The organism is Chamaesiphon sp. VAR_48_metabat_135_sub, assembly GCF_031418915.1.
Classification (GTDB): domain Bacteria; phylum Cyanobacteriota; class Cyanobacteriia; order Cyanobacteriales; family Chamaesiphonaceae; genus Chamaesiphon.
Map to the genome: position 1 here is coordinate 1 of NZ_JANOJV010000281.1, position 21,438 is coordinate 21,438.

Annotated in this window: 16 protein-coding genes and 1 pseudogene; 8 read left to right on the forward strand and 9 right to left on the reverse strand. The window is 43.8% G+C overall.

Going from position 1 to position 21,438, the window contains the following annotated elements; translation table 11 throughout:
- From RMO55_RS19685 to RMO55_RS19695, 3 genes are all read left to right on the forward strand, one after another.
- Window positions 1–724 (forward strand): DUF3352 domain-containing protein (locus RMO55_RS19685; RefSeq protein WP_310429488.1); only part of this gene is annotated, 724 nt, incomplete at its 5' end.
- A gap of 204 nt (window positions 725–928) precedes the next feature.
- Window positions 929–2,362, forward strand: coding sequence for a dihydrolipoyl dehydrogenase (gene lpdA, locus RMO55_RS19690; RefSeq protein ID WP_310429490.1), 1,434 nt, complete (start codon window positions 929–931; stop codon window positions 2,360–2,362).
- A 204-nt stretch (window positions 2,363–2,566) separates the two neighbouring features.
- Window positions 2,567–3,136, forward strand: a complete 570-nt coding sequence (locus tag RMO55_RS19695; protein WP_310429492.1) for a hypothetical protein — start codon at window positions 2,567–2,569, stop codon at window positions 3,134–3,136.
- Between the two features lie 82 nt (window positions 3,137–3,218).
- Here the strand turns inward: RMO55_RS19695 and RMO55_RS19700 are convergent, their stop codons facing one another.
- On the reverse strand, window positions 3,219–3,524 hold the full coding sequence (locus tag RMO55_RS19700) for a hypothetical protein (protein WP_310429494.1): 306 nt from the start codon (window positions 3,522–3,524) through the stop codon (window positions 3,219–3,221).
- Between the two features lie 313 nt (window positions 3,525–3,837).
- Between RMO55_RS19700 and tilS the strand changes: the two genes are divergently transcribed.
- Window positions 3,838–4,803: a tRNA lysidine(34) synthetase TilS gene (gene tilS / locus RMO55_RS19705; protein ID WP_396134414.1), complete on the forward strand. Its 966-nt coding sequence runs from the start codon at window positions 3,838–3,840 to the stop codon at window positions 4,801–4,803.
- 606 nt (window positions 4,804–5,409) lie between these two features.
- Window positions 5,410–6,894: a tetratricopeptide repeat protein gene (locus RMO55_RS19710; RefSeq protein WP_310429497.1), complete on the forward strand. Its 1,485-nt coding sequence runs from the start codon at window positions 5,410–5,412 to the stop codon at window positions 6,892–6,894.
- Window positions 6,895–6,945: 51 nt separating this feature from the next.
- Here the strand turns inward: RMO55_RS19710 and RMO55_RS19715 are convergent, their stop codons facing one another.
- From RMO55_RS19715 to RMO55_RS19730, 4 genes are all read right to left on the reverse strand, one after another.
- Window positions 6,946–7,536, reverse strand: a complete 591-nt coding sequence (locus tag RMO55_RS19715; protein ID WP_310429499.1) for a hypothetical protein — start codon at window positions 7,534–7,536, stop codon at window positions 6,946–6,948.
- 8 nt (window positions 7,537–7,544) lie between these two features.
- Window positions 7,545–8,444, reverse strand: a complete 900-nt coding sequence (locus RMO55_RS19720; protein ID WP_310429501.1) for a DUF2207 domain-containing protein — start codon at window positions 8,442–8,444, stop codon at window positions 7,545–7,547.
- Between the two features lie 15 nt (window positions 8,445–8,459).
- Window positions 8,460–8,813 (reverse strand): hypothetical protein, encoded by a 354-nt coding sequence (locus tag RMO55_RS19725; protein WP_310429504.1) that lies wholly within the window; start codon window positions 8,811–8,813, stop codon window positions 8,460–8,462.
- Between the two features lie 111 nt (window positions 8,814–8,924).
- Window positions 8,925–10,184, reverse strand: coding sequence for an AAA-like domain-containing protein (locus tag RMO55_RS19730; protein ID WP_310429506.1), 1,260 nt, complete (start codon window positions 10,182–10,184; stop codon window positions 8,925–8,927).
- Window positions 10,185–10,384: 200 nt separating this feature from the next.
- Here RMO55_RS19730 and RMO55_RS19735 point away from each other — a divergent pair, with 200 nt between their 5' ends.
- Window positions 10,385–13,975 (forward strand): AAA-like domain-containing protein, encoded by a 3,591-nt coding sequence (locus RMO55_RS19735; RefSeq protein WP_310429508.1) that lies wholly within the window; start codon window positions 10,385–10,387, stop codon window positions 13,973–13,975.
- A 65-nt stretch (window positions 13,976–14,040) separates the two neighbouring features.
- Here RMO55_RS19735 and RMO55_RS19740 read toward each other — a convergent pair whose 3' ends face one another.
- Window positions 14,041–15,147, reverse strand: a complete 1,107-nt coding sequence (locus RMO55_RS19740; protein ID WP_310429510.1) for an HhoA/HhoB/HtrA family serine endopeptidase — start codon at window positions 15,145–15,147, stop codon at window positions 14,041–14,043.
- Between the two features lie 721 nt (window positions 15,148–15,868).
- Here RMO55_RS19740 and RMO55_RS19745 point away from each other — a divergent pair.
- Together RMO55_RS19745 and RMO55_RS19750 are read left to right on the forward strand one after the other, a co-directional pair.
- The gene (locus RMO55_RS19745) at window positions 15,869–16,429 is read left to right on the forward strand and encodes a serine protease (RefSeq protein ID WP_310429512.1); all 561 of its coding nucleotides are present in this window, start codon (window positions 15,869–15,871) and stop codon (window positions 16,427–16,429) included.
- Window positions 16,405–17,508: a tetratricopeptide repeat protein gene (locus tag RMO55_RS19750; RefSeq protein ID WP_310429514.1), complete on the forward strand. Its 1,104-nt coding sequence runs from the start codon at window positions 16,405–16,407 to the stop codon at window positions 17,506–17,508. The genes RMO55_RS19745 and RMO55_RS19750 overlap by 25 nt, the downstream gene beginning before the upstream one ends.
- A 240-nt stretch (window positions 17,509–17,748) precedes the next feature.
- Here the strand turns inward: RMO55_RS19750 and RMO55_RS19755 are convergent, their stop codons facing one another.
- The 3 genes and pseudogenes from RMO55_RS19755 to RMO55_RS19765 form a co-directional block, all read right to left on the reverse strand.
- Complete coding sequence (locus RMO55_RS19755; protein ID WP_310429516.1) at window positions 17,749–18,795, reverse strand: anthranilate phosphoribosyltransferase family protein; 1,047 nt, start codon at window positions 18,793–18,795, stop codon at window positions 17,749–17,751.
- A 93-nt stretch (window positions 18,796–18,888) separates the two neighbouring features.
- Window positions 18,889–19,806, reverse strand: a complete 918-nt coding sequence (locus RMO55_RS19760) for a LysR family transcriptional regulator (protein WP_310429518.1) — start codon at window positions 19,804–19,806, stop codon at window positions 18,889–18,891.
- Window positions 19,807–19,906: 100 nt separating this feature from the next.
- Window positions 19,907–21,334: pseudogene (locus tag RMO55_RS19765) on the reverse strand (UPF0182 family protein); the annotation flags it as partial.
- Window positions 21,335–21,438 lie beyond the last annotated feature (104 nt).

A 21,438-nucleotide genomic window follows, 5' to 3' on the forward strand; every position in this document is an offset into this window, starting at 1 on the left:
ACCTTTTAAGCCCAATCAATGGGTGAAAGATCTCGACAATATGACGGGATTAAGCTTGGAACCAGAAATTCTCAACTGGAGTAAAGGGCCATTTGGGGTGGCGATGATCCCCAAACCAGCGGAAGTAGATACAGAAAGCGGAGCGGGATTGGTGATCTTTCAACAAGCTAGCGATCGATCTGCGGCTGAGAAAGCCTTTAAGAAACTAGATAATCGGATGGCGCAGACATTTAAAATTAACAAAGTCCAGATTGGCGGTAAAGAGGCAATCCAATGGGCATCGCCACTCAGTGTCATCGGCGGTACCCACGGCTGGCTCGATCGCAATCTGGCTTTCCTCAACTTGGGCGCGCCCGTAGCCAGTACCTTTGTGCCTCAGCCCAAGTCACGACTATCCGACACCGCCCTATTTCAACAGTCAACTCGATCGAACTTAAACAATCATAATGGTCAATTGTTCATTGATGTCGATCGAACAATTAACGCTGGAAATTTACAGTTGCCCCCCCTTTCGCCAGAAGTCAGAGCTGGATTTCAAGCCGTGAAAAGCTTGGGGGTGACTAGTGCCATCTTTGATGAATCTAGTAATCGGTTTGATATGTTCGTCACGCTCAAAAAAGTTCCAGGCGTTGACAATCTACCCACACCACCAAAATCGACTCAGCCAGCACCAGCACCTAAAGCCCCCGCAGTCGCGCCCACACCATCGCCATCAGGATTATAAGTTTGATGGGTTAGATCTTGGATCAATGCGCTGACGCAAGATCTGACCAATTGTAATTCTCAATTCTCTGCTTGGTGCGCTAAACCGTCGGGGAACCCGACGAACGCGCATCCGCAATTCTCAATTAATTTAACTACCGAGCCTTTACAAGGGCGATCGTCAGCGCGAAAATAAAGAGTCAGGATCACAGAGGAAAATAGCAGCGTGAGCGAACAATTTGACTACGATTTGGTAATTATCGGTGCGGGTGTCGGCGGACATGGTGCGGCACTTCATGCGGTGAGCTGTGGCTTGAAGACAGCAATTATCGAAGCGGGAGATATGGGTGGTACTTGTGTCAATCGGGGCTGTATCCCTTCCAAGGCACTGTTAGCTGCTTCGGGTAGAGTGCGGGAACTGCGGAATGCTCACCATCTCAAAGCGATGGGGATTCAGGTAGATAATGTCAAATTCGATCGAGCTGGAGTTGCCGCCCATGCCAGTAATCTCGTCACTAAGCTACGGGGAGATCTGACTAATAGTTTGACTCGCTTGAATGTCGAAGTGATTCACGGGTACGGGAAGATTGCAGCTAGCCAAAAGGTAAGTGTGACCACCCCTGAAGGGGAGAAGATCATCACCGCCAAGGATGTGATGATTTCATCGGGTTCAATTCCGTTTGTACCGCCAGGAATTGAAGTTGATGGCAAAACTGTATTCACCAGCGATGATGCGATTAAATTAGAGACAATACCCCAGTGGATCGCCATTATCGGCAGTGGTTACATCGGCTTAGAATTCTCTGATGTTTACACAGCACTAGGTTCGGAAGTCACGATGATTGAATTTTTCGACCAACTGATGCCAGGATTTGATACTGACATCGCCAAACTCGCCAAACGAATCTTAATCGATCCGCGTGACATTGACGCTCGCTCCAGTCTCCTCGCCAAACGGGTTATCCCTGGTTCCCCAGTCGTAATCGAACTCGCCGATGCCAAAACCAAAGAAGTCGTCGAAATCCTAGAGGTCGATGCCTGCCTCGTGGCGACAGGTCGGATCCCCGATACCAAAAACCTCAATTTAGAAGCTGTAGGGGTTGCCCTCGACCGCCGAGGCTTCATTCCGGTCAACGATAAGCTAGAGGTGCTGATCGACGAAAAACCTGTAGCGCATCTGTGGGCGATCGGCGATGCTACTGGTAAAATGATGTTGGCTCATGCCGCATCCGCCCAGGGGATTACAGCGGTAGAAAATATCTGTGGTCGATCGCGTGAAATTGACTATCAGAGCATCCCCGCCGCCGCATTTACCCATCCCGAAATTAGTTTTGTGGGGATGACAGAAGCTCAAGCAAAAGAAGCTGGAACTGCTGGCGGGTTTGAGATCGCCGCCGTGCGAAGTTATTTCAAAGGTAACTCCAAAGCGATCGCTGAAGGCGAAGCAGACGGCATGGCAAAAGTGATTTACCGTAAGGATACTGGGGAAGTGATGGGTACCCATATTATCGGCTTACATGCGGCGGATCTGATTCATGAGGCTTCCAATGCGATCGCGCAACGCAATTCGGTACAGAATCTAGCAACCTATGTCCACGCTCATCCTACCCTGTCTGAGGTGCTGGATGAAGCTTACAAACGCGCGGCTGGTGTTCATTAAATTCTCATAGATGTCGAGAAACCCGACTTTTCCAAAAAGTCGGGTTTCTGTCTCCACTAGGACTAAGTTCCAATATCTAGAAGATCGACAACTTCAAGCGATTTTGACAACATTCTGAGAAAAAAATGTAGCCGAATGTGAACTGAGTTGAATTTGGTGGGCAATATAAGTGGAGAGAGTAGTAACATATCCTAAATCTGCATTATGTCTGCAACCATCATTGATGCGATCGATCGCTTGATGCCATTGATTATCCATTCTACTTGTATCAAGTCCAATCTCTGGAACTCGCCCTACCAAGAATTACCTTTGCGAGACTACGCGCTCAGTTGGGTAATCGTCGATCGCAATCCTAAAGGTCGAGTTGCTTATCAGACAGTAACATCAGATATGGTGGAAGTTTGGGAAGATGAGGGGATTGATTGGCAGCAACGGGCGGTAATCAACCTCAAGGTGGCATCTCAAGAATTATGGACGCATCAGAAGCTACGTAAAGACGGTAGCGTTGTCTGGGCGATCATGATGCACAATGATGGGTTTGGTTCGTCTCGAATCTTGCTCTCACCTTATCTAGATAAATATTTTCCTGATGGTTATTATGTAGCCATTCCGGATCGCAGTATTGGAATTATCATTCCTCGCGATCTGTCGATTGGTGAAATGCAAGAAACCCAAGATTTACTCGAATCCTGGTACGATACAGCATCGGCACCAATGAGTCCACATTTATTTGCACCTGACGATCTGATTCCAGAACATTATTTGTGGAACTAAATAGTTGAATTAATCGATCTTTGATAATTGATAATTGGGTTGTTAGGATAAAAATCTAGATTCTGCCCTAACAACGAATCGCTCACACTAAATTATCTAACTTAGATCGAATCAAAAAAATCAGATCGGCAACTGTAATGCAGGCACTATCAGTAAAATCCGCGAAAAAATCTAACTGAAAAGCCTCAGAAAGATCGATGTAAATATTTGCAGCTTCTAGATAACTTAGTAAATCTTTAGAGCCAGACTGTCGCTGGCGAAGCTCTGCAAGTCGATCGATAAAGTTGTGGAATTTAAAGTCTAGATCGATCGCCTCTGGATCGATTTCGAGATTTCTGGCAATAATTACTCTGACGATCTGAAATATATCTAGGGTGCCACGTCGCATTATCTGATTAGTAAAAATCTCAAGACTTATTACCGTTATAGATTAAGACTACCAACCTTCGCATTGGTATAATAGCTCAACCTGTTAAAATTAACGCAAGTTGCTAGTTATAACCAAGGTTAAAGATTTTGGGATTAGGTATTGGGTCTTGGGTATTAGCGATGGGATAAAACCTAAAACCTAATAGCTAAAACCTAACACCCATCTCACTAAAAACCTATAACTAGTAACTTGAGTTAAAATTACCCCTTCCCAGTGACAAATTAGATATCTAGGATAGTGGATAGTGGATAGTGAAATCAATTGTTGAATGATGCCTTGGACACCTTTACATAGTCAGCTTCACCAGTGCCTGATCGATAGACAGTTGCTACCCATTAGTGCCAATATTTTGCTCGCCGTGTCTGGAGGCCAGGATTCGCTGTGTCTGGGGCAATTATTGCGCGACTTACAATCGCGGTGGAAATGGCAGTTAGCTGTCGCTCATTGCGATCATGGTTGGGCGCAGGATATCGGGATCGCCGATCGAGTCGCCCAAGTTACCACCCGCTGGCAGTTACCATATTATTGTGAAACTACCGCCAATTTACCAGAAACAGAAGCTGCGGCGAGAGAGTGGCGATATCAAGCCTTAGCCAGGATTGCCGAAACTACCAACAGTACCTATCTAGTTACCGCACATACTCAAACAGACAGAGCGGAAACCTTGCTTTATAACTTAGTGCGAGGTGCTGGTGCGGATGGATTGTGTGCGATGTCTTGGCACCGACAATTGACACCAGCAATTAGTTTAGTCCGTCCATTATTAGAAGTTAATCGTTCCCAAACAGGTGCATTTTGTCAAGAGTATCAATTACCTGTTTGGGAAGATAATTACAATCGCGATCTTAAATACGCTCGAAATCGCTTGCGCCTGGAGATTATCCCCCAGCTAGCTGCCGATTTCAATCCCCAAGTAGAAAGTCATTTAGCACGCACCGCCGAATTGTTACGTGCTGATGTTGAGTATTTAGAGTCGTTAGCACAAGACTGGTATCGAAAAGCATTGGACGATCGAGGTGTTAAACTCGATCGTCCAATGCTTCAATCCCTTCCGCTCGCCCTCCAGCGACGAGTCATCCGCCAATTTCTCGCCCAAAGTTTGGGTAAGATGCCCACATTCGATCGGATTGAAGCGACAATTATGCTGATCGATGCCCCTAATCGGACTCGGACTTCTACTTTCAGTCACGGACTAGCGGCGGAAGTCTCTGGCAAATGGATCGTGGTGCGGAAATAAAGATCGCTGGGCGTTGCTGGATCGAATTATGAAAAGCCAGAAGAGTGAGCGGGGAGCGAAAGGTGCTCTACTTGGGCTTTGCCCAAGTAGAGCACCTTTTCAAGATAGCGGGGGGAACAGAGATAATTGTCTTGCAAAAACAGCGCACCATCTCTCAAATCAGCAACGCCGATCGCTGTATGTAACCAAATATTTAGTTATTTATATTTCGACAAAAGTATAAAATTATACGCTATATTGTTCGATATATCCATTTGTAATCATAGTGGAAAGGAGATAGGGAACAAGTTTTCGGTCTTTAATGTCTCAGTGAATATTAATAAATTACGATCGAGAATCTTTCATAGTTCAGAGATTTGTTAAAATGTCACTATTAATATATTTTTCTAGTACTTATCGCGATCGATAGCACGGAATGGGCGAACTGATTTAAAACAGCAATCGATCTAGGAATCGATTTTGTCCCTTAAAATCTCATGGTTGCTATTTATAGTGCAGCCAATCCAACCCCTATGTCGATGTCAAAGTTCAGGAGTAAGATGCGATCGATGATATATTTTATCCTGTTTGGCTAAGAACGCTGTTAATCCCATCCTCAATTTAATCATGAAAATTCAAAATAGTAGACAATTGACTTATGCATGGTGGATGTATAAAATCCCGCTGCTGGTGGTTACTTTTTTACTCTCAGTCATCTCGACATTACAGTCAGAGTTGGTAGTTGCCAGAGAGCAACAGCCAGATCTCATCGCAGCTAGAAAAATCGCCAGAACGCCAACTACAGATCGAAGTAGCACCAAAACACCACAATCGGCTAGAGATTATTTTAAACGAGCGATGCAGCGATATCGAACTCAAGATCGACTGGGTGCAATCGCCGACTTCGATCGAGCGATTCAGTTGCAGCCTAGGTTTGTGGATGCTTATAATAATCGCGGCATCGTTAAAGGATCGATGGGCGATAAGTCGGGCGCGATTGCTGACTATACCGTAGCCATTTCCTTTAATCCCAAATTTTTTGAAGCCTATGCCAATCGCGGTTTTGCGCGGTTGAATATGGGAGATCGAGCGGGTGCAATGGCAGACTTGCAAGCAGCCAACGAGATTAAACCCAACGATCCCCAATTATCGATCGGCAAAGGGATTATATTGGCGCAATCTGGCGACAAACAAGGTGCTATTGCCAATTATAGCAAGGCGATTCAACTCCGTCCCCAAAGTTTAGACGCTTATTACAATCGTGGTTTGGCTAAACTCGATCTCGGAGATCGACAGGGTGCAATCGCCGATTATAATACAACAATTAAGCTCAAACCAACCTATGCTAATGCCTATTATGGTAGAGGCAAAGCAAAAGGATTGACGGGGAATTATCAAGGAGCAATTGCTGATTACGATTTAGCGATCGCGCTCAAACCTAATCATCCCAACGCTTATTTCAATCGGGCGATCGCCAAAAACACGATCGGCGATCGAGCTGGGGCAATCGATGACTACAATCGGCTCGTCAATCTCAATCAAAAAGATGCTAACGTCTACTTCAATCGCGCAGTTGTTTTTGCTGAGAGTGGAGATCGGGCAAAAGCAATCGCTGACTATACTACTGCGGTCAAGCTTAATCCCAAACTCGTTGAAGCTTATAATAATCGCGGGATTCTTCTGTTTACAATCGGCGATCTCACACAAGCAATCGCCGACTATAGTGAAGCGATCCGGCTCAAACCCGATTATGCTCTAGGCTATCTCAATCGAGGAATTGTTTTCTACGCGACTAGTGAATACAAAAAGGCGGTAGTAGATTACGATCGCGGAATCGCACTCGATCCCAGCAATGCTGAATTGTACTTCAATCGGGGGATCGCACAATCTCGACTTCAAGATTATAAACAAGCAATCGCCGACTATAATACCGCTATTCGCTTACAACCCAATCATGCTCTTGCCTATAGCAATCGTGGTCTAGTTCACGCTCAGTTAGCCGCTAATCCTGCTGCTACTGAAGATTTGAAAATGGCGGCGAAATTATTCCAGGCTCAAAAGAATATGCCTGCTTATGAATCCGTGATGCGGAAGTTAGAGCAAATCAAATAGATCGTACTGGATTGAGACAGGGGCAATTCTTGAATTGCCCCTGTCTCAATCTCAAATTTCGCCTAACCAATAATAGATCATATTAGGATTAGTCTGGCATCTTTGTCGTGGTTTTTGTGCTGAGGAATCCAGCCAAATATCTGAGGGTGGAGTTCCGAAATAAAGTTGGTAAGCTACCAAAGTCTGCTGATAGAATCGATCGTATTTTAGCTTTTCTTCTTTCCCACCTAAACTAGGCGAATGATGAAAAGATTTACCTAATATTTCACCACAAAATTTATTCCAGTAAGAATGAGTGTAAATGAGATGTAAGTGCCATACCAGATCGATCGGCACCGAAGGTGATACGATGTGGTCGGCTATCATTCCTAAGAACATAAACTTTTTATATTCTTGAATCGTTTTCAATGTATATAATCTCGTCCACTGATATTCTCGTGCTAGTTTATGTGAAAACTGAAAACTAGCACCAGGTTCGTCTAGAGCGAATTCACAAATACGTCTATATAAATCGATCTCGGCTGAGTTCATCTTAATTAAGTAATAAGTAATGAGTAATAAGTAATAAGTTCGTTTTTGAGACAGGTATTCAAACCCTTGCTGATTGGTAATTGCTCTATTTACTGAATAAATATCACTCAACCCCAATTCTAGTCACCACCACCACAGCCGCCACACCCACCGCCACCATCGCCACCGTCACCACCATCGTAGCCATCGTAGCCACCGTCGCCACCACGACTACGACTACGACTGCTACGACTGCCACCAGCACTAGAATTTTCAGCACTAAAAAGACTCAGAATAACGAATAGTGGCGCGCATAAAAATGGTATCCATAATAAGCCCCACCAATTACCACTAGAGGAAGATTGCCATTGCGATTTATTGAGTTGAAGAGAATTAGTGGGAAAATGACCTAAGATAGCTAATTTAGATTGAGGTTCGATCGAGCCTTTCGCGATAAACTGGATCGTAGTTGGATCGACACTTTTAGTATCTACAGCTACTCCGCTAGTTGTAAAATTTTTAGTAGCTGCTGATAGTTTAGCTGGCAAATGTAATGTAACTTGAGCTGACTTAATTGGAGCGTGTCGATCTGGAAAGATTGCCATCCATTTGAATTTTGTCTGAGAATTTTCGACTTCTAAGCCACCGATTACTCGATATTTAAGTACGAATATATGACTGTCTGGAAATTTATCTGTAAAGGTATGTTTCCATGAAATATGCTGTTGACCATTCAATTTATACAATTGGAGATTAGAGACAGGCTGGTTATTTTCTGTCACTATTACATCTTTAATTTCGTCAATTTTATCGATCTGAATATATCGATTGCGCTGATTTTTGTATCGATCGGTAAAAACATATTTCTGAGTCTCTGTAACTAGTAGATCTCCAGATTCAACTAGCTGAAGATCGACATCAATCTTTTCCCAATAGAAAGGATGATCCGAAGTTGCATGAACCTCTGTCGTACCTAAGCAGATCGACAAATATAGAGAGGTAATAAATAAAAAACTGCCGATTGTTGAAGGTAATCTCATCAAAATACTCCTAATTTATAAAGCTTTACTGTCTAAGCTGAAATTGCCAAGAGTATTAATTGGGATGGTTGCAGGTAATCCATTCGCACCGAGTGAGCCATCATTAGCTGTAATCGATCCATTAGAAATATCGCTCGCGCTCACGCTAGGTTGATAACCAAATAAAACAGTTGGACGGATTGAAAATTGTGGGCTGACACCAATCTTGCCTTTAATACCGAAAGAGGTACCAGCACCACCAAATTCGATCGCGGGACCGATCGAGTATTGTTTGGCATTATCTGCTAAACGTTCCTGGGCATTTGTACTATGAGCCACGAACATAGCAACAGCAACAGTCATTAGCGCAATTAAGTTTGGGCGTTTCATAAAAAAATAGTGTAGACGTTGCAGACAACATCTACACTCTAGTGCCTTTTCTAAATTGGAAACTATGAGATCGCTAAAGTCAGTAGATGAGTTCGATCTCAGCAATTTGCGTCAATGCTGACGAAAGTAGCCACGATAGAGTTCGCATCTCGGTACAACTTGACGATCGCCAGTCGTGACAATCAATCCATGACGATAGAGCGAATTTCTGGCTTTGTTATCTAGCTCTGTTATTTCTACGGTTTTAGTAGCTATTCGACACATCAAGAGGTATAAATCTACCTGTCTCAAATATTCTTCGATCATCTCCAAATGCTGCTGATAAATCGATGCGAGTAAGGTTGAATCTTCAAGCAGAGCTGCTCCACGCTCACTCAGCCTATTGAGCGTCAGTTGAACCAAGTTAGGAATACCGCCGATCGATTGCATTAACGATTGAATTTGCCGTTCATCTAGAGTTAGTCCCTTTTTAGCTGCTAATTCTGCGATCTCATTGGGGCTAAATTCGCACAGATCGATCGAGTACCCTACATTAAAAGGCGATTGAGATTCAACGAGCGGAATAGAATCCTCAAATCGCAGTGCAGAGTAGGCTAATATCAATCGAAATTGCTGCCAAATCTTTTTACTACTCTTACTTTTCTCATTCATAAAGCGCAACAGGTGCAGAAACTCACTAGCAGTTTTCGCATTCTGAGGATTATCCAATAATCGATCGAGTTTATTAATCGCTAGGGTGAACGGTTTAGAAATCTTTTCTAGGAAATATTCAAAGTATTTAATCGTAGCTTTAGTATAGTCAAATTGTTTAACCAATTGATCATATTCAGCTAGTGGCATCAAGAGATGAACAGATGATGCTTCGATCTCACTAGCAATCTCACAAATAAACTGTCGAAAAAAAGTTTGAGGATCTCGAAAGCTGCTAGAGTTAATCCCGTTCAAAGTCAGATACAGAGCTAAATGTCCTTCTTGTTCGGTGCGATCGAGCATTTTGGACATCAATAAAGTTTTACCAAACTGCAAGGGAGCCTGAATTCTAATTAGACTATGCCTTTCCATCTGGATACCATACCAAGCCTCTTCTCCACTTCTGGCAATATAAGGATTGAGATCTATGGGTAGTGGTGTTGGTTGTAGTGGTTCTTGTCCAACTTCTTGAGGATTGAGGCTCAAGATCTCACACAGCTTGTTGAAGTTTCCACGATCGATCGATTTGCTACAAAAAAAGTTACTTGTTGTCGCTGGAGACTGAATTTGAGCTTCCATACCCAGTCTGCCTTGAGTCCAGCCAAGCTTTTTCAGTGCTGCTTTTGCGGCATCTTTATACTCTGGACGTAGCTGTAACGATCGACATTGACGACGAGCCATGATTAATTGGGTGAATAATTACTATATTTTACAGCACTAATTTTTGTCAAAAAGCCCAATCTAGTAATGCATCCACCGTTTTTGTCTTGGTTAAGTTGATACTGACTTAGGTAAGTCAGTGTTTGTCGATCGAAGAGTGTAGGAAAATATAGCAACGGCTCAAAAGTTAAGACGATCGTTCGTCTGTAGATAACAGATAGATGAAAACCTATAAAATTGGTGGTAGTCTCCCCGCAGACGCACCTACATATGTGGTGAGACAAGCAGATCGAGATTTGAAGACCTATCTTCAGGCTGGAGAATTTTGCTACATCTTAACCTCTCGCCAAATGGGAAAATCTAGTCTGAAACTGCGGACGATCCAGAGATTGCTTGCTGAAGGCGTAGCCTGTGTGAATATAGATCTGACTGGTATTGGATCTGAGGGGATAAGTGCAGCGCAATGGTACTACTCGATCGCTGACGAACTAGCTACCGAATTTGATTTGGAATCGGAATTAGCAACTTTTTGGAATCGTCATCCCCAAATCTCAGATATTAAAAGGTTAGGCAAGTTTATCGATGAAATCATGCTCGAACAAATCTCTATTAGAGTGGTTATTTTTGTTGATGAAATCGATAAAGTTATTAGCTTAGGTTCCTTTACTGACGATTTTTTTGGACTAATTAGAAACTGTGCCGAACGACAAGCTACTAGTGCTAAATATCAACGGTTATCATTTGTTTTAATCGGCGTTGCCACGCCTCCAGATTTAATTAAAGACAAACAGCGTACCCCTTTTAATATCGGTCGGGCGATCGAACTAAATGGATTTCAACTATCTGACGATCTATCCCCGCTAGTGAATGGATTAGTGGGGATATCTAATCCAAAATTGACAATTGAAAAAATTCTCAGTTGGACGGGTGGACAACCTTTTCTCACTCAAAAGGTCTGTCAGCTAGTGGTTGAATCTCCGCAGGATTCGATCGAACAGATAATTAACAAGCATATTATCGATAACTGGGAATATCAAGATAATCCAGTTCACCTCAAAACAATCGCTAATCGTCTGTTGGGAAACCAATCGAGATCTAGTTACTTACTAGAACAATATCGAAAAATTATTAGTTCTAGCTCCACGCTGAGTGTCGATCATAGCTTAGAACAGCAACAGCTTAGATTGTCAGGCTTAGTAGTCGAATCCAACGGTAGATTAGAAGTTTATAATCCGATCTATGCAAGAGTATTTAACATCGAGTGGATCGATCGAGAGTTGGCTAAAATATGTCCTCACTCGCCTGCATTATTAGAATGGATCGATAGTGGGAAACCTAAGAAAATGCTGCTACGGGGTGAAGCATTATTGGAGGCTCTAGATTGGAGAGATCGACATCCTCAACTTAGTGGCGAGCATTATGATTTTTTAATTCAAAGTCAAAAAATAACATCAGATCGCCAATTCAAGAAAATTCAAACTAAAACCAGAAAATTAATTAATATTCTGGCTTGTTTACTGATTTCGGGAATATGCTTACTATTTGCTGTCTTAAATATTCATACTATTAATGAATTCGATCGATCTAGCAGTCAAATTATGGGTCAGTATGAATTTGCACCTTTGGATGCTTTAAAAGCAGCGATTATCAATGCCGATCGTTTTCAAAATATACACCTAACTTTGTTAGGTAATTCAACTCCTAACCCAAAATTAGCTCTCCAAAAACTAGTCGATCGCATTCAAGAAGTTGATGAAGTAAATACGTATCAACAAGGAATTAATGCAATTAGTTTTTGTCAAAACGACAAAATTTTTATCGCAGGAAGTAACGGTACAGTCGCTATTTGGGACAGACATGCGAGTGGTAAAAAGTCAAGAGAAATTGTTAGCTTAGGTGCTGCAATTAAAATTAATAGTGTTTCCCATTCTAACTCTCAATGCACAGATATGTTTGTTACAGCTAGCAGTGACGGCAAAATTCGATTATGGCAATGGAATCCACAGCAACAAAGTAAAGCGAAACTTATTAGTGAAACAATAGCTCATCAACCAAATGAGAATAATGATGGCGGCGTTCAGACTGTTCGATTGACTGAAGATGGTCGATATATATATAGTACGGGTAAAACTGATGGCAAATTAAAAAAATGGAAGGTCGATAATTATAACTTAACACCTGTGGGAAATACTAGCGATCGTGTCGCTCACGAAGGTGGAGTTATATCTTTGAACTTAAATGGTAAAAAAGATCGAATTGGTACTTCTGGTAAGGATGGTACCGCTAAAATATGGGATTTAGATGGTAACATCATTAAAACACTTTCAAGTCATCGGGCTGCTGTTAATAGTGTTTACTTTTGCTCCACGGTTTCTGAAAATTGTCCGGTCTATGAGATTGCGACTGCTAGCAATGATGGTAGTGTAAGACTATGGAATGCTGATGGAAAATATCTCAAAACTATCGACGCTCATACAGGTGAAGTCAGAGCAGCTAGATTTAGCCCTGATGGTAAACTATTAGCAACAGCATCGGCTAAAGATCCAACTACAAGTAATGGTAGCTCCGTGAGAATCTGGAATCTCGAAGATGGTAAACTAATAACTGAATTTAAGGGTCATCAGGGTGCGATCGAAAGTATGCGCTTTAAACCTAAGAGTGCTGATGATAATTTTCAACAATTAGCAACTAGCGGTCAAAATGATAGTACTATCCGCGTCTGGAAGATGCCAGAAATAATGTTTTCTAAGGATAAGCATCAAGAACAAATTAATAGTGTTCGCTTCGATCCTAGTGACTCCAATTATTTTATTACAGCCGGAGCAGATGGCATCATCCGCTGGTGGAATCGGTCATCAAATTTATTACCTCAACTTAGAGATACTTTCGATCGATATCGCAACCAAATTAAATTTAACACGATTCGCATTTATTCAGACAAAAAGATCGGTGAAAAAACAATTGCCGTTGGCGATGCCAGTGGCATAGTTAGACTATTGAAGATCGAGAATAATAAATTTACCAAAGTAAGCAGTTTTGATACTCAACAAGGTAATTTAGAAAGTATCGACTGGAGTAGTAAATTAGATCGAGCTTTCCTTGCCACAACTGGATCTGTCGGCGATGACGTTAAAATTTGGGAAGTTAATATCAAAGAAAATAAATTATTAAAACCAGCACCAATCTATCAAAAAAATTGGAATTACTCAAATTTGAGCTTACGATTTAGTGAAGATGGAAATAATATCGTTGTCGGCGGTGAAAAAGGTCAAGTTAGTTTAATAAAAAATATTAATAATCCTCAGATTGCCCCGACTGAATATCGATTACCATTACCAAAAGTTGAGAGTAAGGTGACAATCGGATTTAGTCGAGACAATCGATTTTTTACGATCGTCAGTGAAGAAGGCACAATCTGGAGAGCAAATATGGAACCTAAGTTAATTGACGATAAGCCAATCGAAACTTACCAAGCAGGAACTCAAAATATTACTCTGGATGGGGACGGTAATATTGCGACTGGGGGTGCTGGTGCAGCATTAAGACTGTGGGATTCCCAAGGTCGTCAGATCGCTGATTTTAGAGGATATTGGGGGACAATTAGAAGTATCAACTTTAGTAAAGATAGCAAATATTTATTAGCTGGTGGAGATGACGGCATCCCGATGGTTTGGCAGATCGATCGAGATATACCTACTTTAATTAAGCAAGGTTGTCAGTGGTTAAAGCAAGGATATCTGCAATCTCATTCGTTGGCGAAGCCTTCCTTTAGACAAATCGATTCTGATTTACAAAATGCTTGTCTACCTTAAATTGAGAAAATTGGATATTAGGTTAGATCCTCTTCGATTACCCCTGCCCTGAATTTTGAGATTATTCAAGAATTCAAGTCTTTTGGTGTGACTTTAACTAGCTGATTTTTGCCGTCACGCAAGATCCGAACTTGGATCTGTTTGCTGACGAGGCTGTTTTCCATCACATCTTGCAATTGATTTGCATCGCGAATTATCTCGCCATTGACTTCGAGAATTGCGTCACCACGGCGCATTCCAGCTACAGATGCGGCGGTATTTGGTAAGACTTTTACTACTAATACCCCATTAACTTCGGGGATTTGGAATAGGGCATTCGGATCGTTATTATTCTCGGCGGCGATTTCTGGTGTGAGTGTCACCATTTGGACACCGAGATAGGGGTGAGAAACTTTTTCGCCTCTTGCTAATTGGGTAGAAATAGTCTTCGCTTTATTAATCGGAATTGCAAAGCCAATTCCCATTGCATCGGCACGGATGGCGGTATTGATGCCGATTACTTGTCCTTTACCATTGAGCAGGGGGCCGCCTGAATTACCAGGATTGATTGCTGCATCAGTTTGGATGAAATCGAGGCGTTTATCGGTCATCCCGACGCTAGCACTGGCACGTTTGAGAGTGCTAACTATCCCTAGAGTAACAGTATTATCCAGTCCGAATGGATTGCCAACCGCGATCGCCCAATCACCCACTTTAACTATATCTGAGTCACCCAATTGCGCGATCGGCAGATTTTTCGCGCCACTGACTTTTACTACAGCCAAGTCAGTTACCGGATCGACACCCTGTACCTTACCCTCCAGACTGCGCCCATCTTTGAGGATAACAGTGACCTTATCGGCTCGATCGACAACATGAGCATTAGTTAAAATGATCCCATCTCGATCGATAATAAAGCCCGAACCTTGCCCGCGAACTAGTTGCTGTTGAGACAATCCCGACATGGCTTCATCCCCGAAAATGGGATCGATCCGCCGCGTAATCGTCCGCTCGGTATCGATGCGAACGACTGCCGATCCGACTCGATCGACAGCTTTACTGACAAAGCTACTACTGCTATTATCATCGAGGACAGCAGCCACTGGCACTGCGGCGAGGACGGGTAAAGGTAAAAAGGTGGCAATTATCAAAGCAATTGCCGCGAGCGAATAACCTAGTCTGGACAGTTTCATAGTTCAGTCAGCGATTGGGAATAACTTTTATTCCTTAATTGTGCCAACTTTCTCGATTAATTATCTGTAGGGATATCTATAAATGACAATCTCTCGATCGAAGCGAAAACCCTAGAGATCCCCCTAAATCCCCCTTTCCCAGCAGGACTTAAGCGTCCGAGTGGTTTCATATATAAAAAGAAAAATGCAAAACCGCTGGTGCTTAGTCCTCAACCGCCCTGAAATGAATTTTGGGCTAATAGCGAAAGTTCACTGAAGTAAACTAAGAGATTTTTCTTTCGACATGTCCTGCTAAATCCCCTTTTTAAGGCTTGTTCGGCAGGGTGGATTAATTCTCACTAGAGGATTTTCTTTAGTCCACTTCAGTGGACTTTTGCCGTTAGCCCCAAATTCATTTGAGGGCGGTTGAAGACTAAGCACTAGTACTGGGCGGCGTAAATAAAGCTACTATTTTGGTGTCGGGTGTCGGGTTGACGAGATACTAGGTAAACGAATGCCGCCTAATACTAGGGCTTTTGCATTTTTCTTTTCTTATATGAAACCACCCCCCTTTTGAAGGCTTGCTCGGGGGGATCTTCTAGGGTTTGCGAGTGATACCCTTATACTTTTCAAACAGCCTCTTTAGTTTAGAAACTTGCTGTTTGATAATGGGACGTTCAACAGAATCGATCGCGTAGTACTTCAGTGATAATATTCTGAATATCGGATATTTTTGCTGAAGATGAAAAATTACCTGTTGCCAATCGCGCTGTTTGGCTCGATCGCTCTAGTCAGCTACATCAAACCTGCATTAGCCCTGTCACCAGTAGAAGTCCAGCGCATCGCCAAACAAACCACCATTCAGATTGGTGAGTGTGATAGCGTCGGTTCTGGGGTAATTATTCGGAAAAATGGCAATACTTATACCGTGCTGACGGTGGCGCATAATTTCGAGGAGCGTGGTTGTCAGATGGTGGCACCTGACGATCTCAAATATCCGATGACACAGGTAAAGCTGTTTCCTAATAAAGTCGATCTGGCTGTATTCACCTTTACTAGTGACAAAAACTACCCAGTTGCCAAACTCATCGATAATTCCGATCGAGTCGAAGCAGGCGAAACCATCTATATATCTGGGTTTCCATTATCTACAGCCATCAACACCTCCGTTTTTATGTTTGTAAAGGGAGATGTGGCAAGTAATAGCAGCACCAAGCAACAGGGTAAAGGCTATTCGCTGATTTATACTAATAATAGCCAGGGCATAGTGGCGGCCCAGTGTGGAACGACAAAGGCGAACTGATTGCCATTCACGGAAAAGGGGATGTCGATACCAAGCTTCAAGAGACTATTAATGACGAAGTGCGGGTCAAGACTGGATATAATCTGGGGATTACAGTCAATACTTTTACGAAACTCGCCACAGCGGCAGGGGTAAGTGGTTATGCACCTGTGTTAGTAGCCGCAAAACCAAAGCCAGTAGACGATTTGATTGCTAGTGCAATCCTAAAAGAGAGCAAAGGTGACTACAGGGGCATGTTAGCCGATATGAATCGGGCGATCTCGATCGGTTCGCAAAACTCTCTACTTTACTATAACCGTGGTGTTGCCAAGTTTAATTTAAAAGATAACAAAGGAGCGATCGAGGACTATAATCGGGCGATTACGATCAATCCTAACGATGCTGAAGCCTACAACAACCGTGGTGCTGCTAAGTATGAGTTAGGGGATAATAAAGGGACGATTGAGGACTCTAATCGGGCAAGTGCCATCAATCCCAACTTTGCTCAAGCCTATAGCAACCGGAGTGTTGCCAAGTTAAATTTAGGGGATAATAAAGGGGCGATCGACGACTCTAATCGGGCAATTGCCATTAATCCTAACGATGCTAAAGCCTACATCAACCGTAGTGCTATCAAGGGTAGGTTAGGGGATAACAAAGGGGCGATCGACGACTTGAATCGGGCGATTGCCATCAATCCTAACCATACTGAAGCCTACATCAACCGTGGTAATGCCAAGTCTAAGTTAGGGGATAACAAAGGGGCGATCGACGACTTGAATCGGGCGATTGTCCTCAACCCTAACTTGGCTGGAGCTTACATCAACCGTAGTAATACCAAGTTAAAGTTGAGAGATAACAAAGGGGCGATCGAGGATTCTAATCGGGCGATTGCCCTCAATCCTAATTTTGGTGGAGGATATGAAAATCGTGGTGATGCGAAGTCGGGGTTAGGTGATAAACAAGGGGCGATCTCAGATTGGCGGAAGGCATCGGAGCTACATAAACAACAAGGACAAACAGATGATTACAAAAGGGTCATGAAAGCGATCGAAAAGGGGAAACCAGAAGATATTCAATTACCCGATCGTGGTTTCTAAACGTCAGTTTCTCTCGCGATCGATGTTGCACCAACGGGTTAAGGATATTTGCTCCGTTCGGCACCGCCCTGAACTATAAGTTCGGGCTAATAACAAAAGTTCTCTTCAGAGAACTACCAAATTCCTTAGTTCGTTAAAACGAACTTTTGCTACTAGCCCCAAATTCATTTGAGGGCGGTGTAGAAACGAAGCTAGGAGTCATCGATCGAGAATCATTATCCCGAACTCAGGCTAGTAAGCTCAAGAGACGATCGATCTAATCTGCTCCAACTGTTTACCAACAGCACCACTAGTTAATAACTCAGATGCCAACTTCATCCCCGCAGACATATCGGTAGCTCCGCCACAATGCCATAGATAAAATCCGGCATTCCAGAGCACAGAATTGAATAGCTCCGAAGGTTTTCCCTCTAAAACTGTGGCAAAATTGGCAATTAATTCAGGAGTAGGTAATAGGGGGGGATTGACGTTGCTTAATCCGTAATCGTAGTGATGGAGAAAAATTCGCTCTAACTCTTGCCCAGATTGATGAACGCCGATGATTACGGCTCGATCGCGTGGTAAGTCACTACTCCCTTCTAGCCCTTTGACAGTGGTAATCTTGTGAGGCGTATTGCGGAGGGTAGCAGCCACGAGAGCTGTCTGTTCGGTGGGGGGATGGACATAGCCGAAGATCAGGTGTGCATCGCCAGCGTAGGGGCACCACAATAGCTCTAGAGTGGCGATCGGTGGACGTTTGCCAATTTGATCGCGGTAAGGAGTTAGTCCGGCTGCGGTGGGAAAATGAGTAGGCGTGTAGATGAAGCCTAAACCCGTTGTCGCGAAGATTTGTTGAGATTGGGCAAGGGATACCTGCGTCCAATCTACTCCCCATTCCTGCCAAATATCGACCAGCGGGATGCCATATTTAGTGGGCATTCGATCGCCACCATGCAAAATTACCGGAATCCCCGCCGCTGTCATAATTAGGGCGACTAGTGGGGCGATTGGTGCGGTACGCGATCGACCATCGTAAGGTATACCAAAGATTACAGGAGATCGAGCGTGACTGGCAACGGGTTTTAATTGAGGGCCGATCTTAGCATAAGTATCTAACATCCCCGCTAATTCTGCCCCAGTGGGACGTTTAATTCGATGGGCGATCAAAAATGCACCAATTTGGGCAGGAGTAGCAGTTTGCAATAGCATCATTTCCATTGCTTCTGCGGCTTGTTCACGGGTTAAACTTTTTCCCGTGTGGGGACCACTGCCAATTATTTGGACGAATTTCCGAAATCGATCGCTCATCTAGAAGGGGGGAGGGGTGTTGGGGTGTTGGGGTGTTGGGGTGTTGGGGTGTTGGGGTGTGGGAGCTTTGCACCATCCACCATCCACCATTGACTATCCACTATCCACCATCAACTTTTCAGTAACTAGATCCCAAAAAGATTGAATGGGAGGGATTTGGAGTCTGTCGCTGGTGGTGACGAGGACAACTTGACGGGAAAGATTGATTTTGGTTTGGGGCGTGGGTTCGATCGATCGAGTAGCTAAAGTCGGATCGTTGTGGACATCTAGCAGTGCAGATTTAGGCAGGAGCGCAATCAATTTTCCTTGTCTGACTACGCCGCGAAAGGCATCGAGCGTATTTAATTCTAACACCGCATGGAGTTTGCTACCTAGCTTGCTGAATTGTTCTTGGACCAATCGCTGCATTCCATATCCATCTTTGAATACTACTTGAGGATATTTGACTAATTCTGCCCAGGGAACTTGCGTGTATTTAGCAAGGGGATGTTCGGCAGACATCAAAATTTCGATCGGTTCTTGATAGAGATTTTGGACTACCATATCAGGACTGGCGGTAAACATCCGATTATCCATGACGATCGCAACATCCACTAAGCCATCTTTGAGTACTTTCAATGCTCGATCGCTACCCAATGCTGTTACTCTGAGCTGTACCTGGGGATGTTGGTAACAAAACTGTTGCAAAATCGGTGGTAGCAGATGAGCGCAAACTGAGTGAATCGCGGCGATACAGAGTTCGGGTTGCTTACCTTGGAGCAGACTTTCGATCGATTGATGGGCTAGCTTCCATTCATGACAAATTTTCCGCGCGTGGGGTAAAAGTCTTTCTCCCCCAATTGTTAATTTAGCCTGATGATGACGATGAAATAAAGAAATTCCCAAATCTTCTTCTAGTGATTGGATTTGACGACTGATGGTTGATTGAGTGCAATCACATGTACGAGCAGCTTGTTGAAAACCGCCAGTTTCTGTAATAGCGAGAAATGCTTGTAATTGTTCGATCCGCATGGGGTGTTGGGGTGTGGGGGTGTTGGGGTGTTGGGGTGTTGAGGTATTGAGGTGTTGGGGTGTTGGGGTGTGTTTCTTACTCCGTTACTCCCATACCCCCTCACTCCCCTACTCCTCTTGAGGGTTTAAACATGGCTGTTAGGGCTTGGGGAAGGGTTTCTGCCATGATGATGCGGTTTTCATACGCTACGATGACTCGAACTAGGGTTGGTAGCTGATTTTGGGTGGCTTCTAGATAGAGGGGTTCGACATATAATAGAGATTGTTCGATCGGGACAATTAGCAAATTACCCTGAATTACTCTCGAACCTTGGCGATTCCAGAGCGAAATTTGACTCGATATCGCTGGATCTTGATTTATCCTCGCTTCGATTTGTTCGGGGCCATAAACCAGTCTTTGTTTTGGAAAGGTGTACAGTAATAACTTGCCATAATTATCGCCATCGGAACGTGCAGCCAACCACGCGACTAAATTTGTCCGCTGTTGGGGAGTATAAGGGAGCAGCAGGGTAAATTCGGGAACGGGGATGGTGGGTAAGCTGGTAATCAAATAATATGGTTCCACCAATCGCGGTTTATCACCATAGACTTCGGTGGGAACTTGCCACTGATCTTCACGGTTGTAAAATACCTGCGGATCAGTCATGTGATATGTCATCAACCGCTCTGATTGAATCTTGAAGAAGTCTTCAGGATAACGGAGATGGCGACGCAGATTGACAGGCATCGCACTCAGCGGTTTAAACAGATCGGGGAATATTTTCGCCCAGGTGGTGACGATCGGATCGCTCGGATCGGCGATATAAAAGCTCGTGGAGCCATGATAAGCATCGATAACGACCTTGACTGAGTTGCGGATATAATTGATGCCTTCCTTGCCAATATCAGAGTAGGGATAGCGATCGCTAGTAGTGTAAGCATCGACAATCCAGTACAGATAACTGGGATCTTTTGCCTCGGTAGGATTTCCCCTAGCATCTGCTGCGACTAGATAGGGGTCTCGATCGTACCGTAAGAAGGGGGCGATCGATCGAATTCGTCGATCGATATTCCGACGCAATAATAATTTAGTTTCCGGTAAAAATTCTGGTGTCAACACCATCCGCCAATCATTTAGGTATGTACCAAATAGCAGTCTCCGCCAAGTCGAACCGAGATTAATTCCCCCCCGCCCATCATAGACGTTGTACGCATTATCATTCCCACTGGGGTAGTCCAATTCTTTGACCTTGGTACCAGTCATGATATAAGTATCAGTATTCTCCCCATAATAAATGCGCGGTTGTCCGATCGGCACGCTCGCACGCACCGCACTAGAAGTTGTGAGGGGACTTCCTTTGCTCATCCCGATATCTTTGATTAAATATTCTGGCAATCCCCCTGTCGCCACGCGGTTGACGGGACTCATGGTAAACCCATAGCCATGAGTGTAAATCAGATGTTCGTTTACCCAGGTTTGGGCTTGTTTGGGGACGGCGGTATAGTCTAGTTCCCGCGCCGCAATTAGGACTTGTTGTTGCTCTGTAGGGGGGCTGGGTGTTGCGGCGGAGATTTTTTAACCCCCCCACCCCACCCCCGTCAAAGGGGGGGGGGGTAGAGCAAACCAAATATAAGGGGTTTGAGCTAGGTACC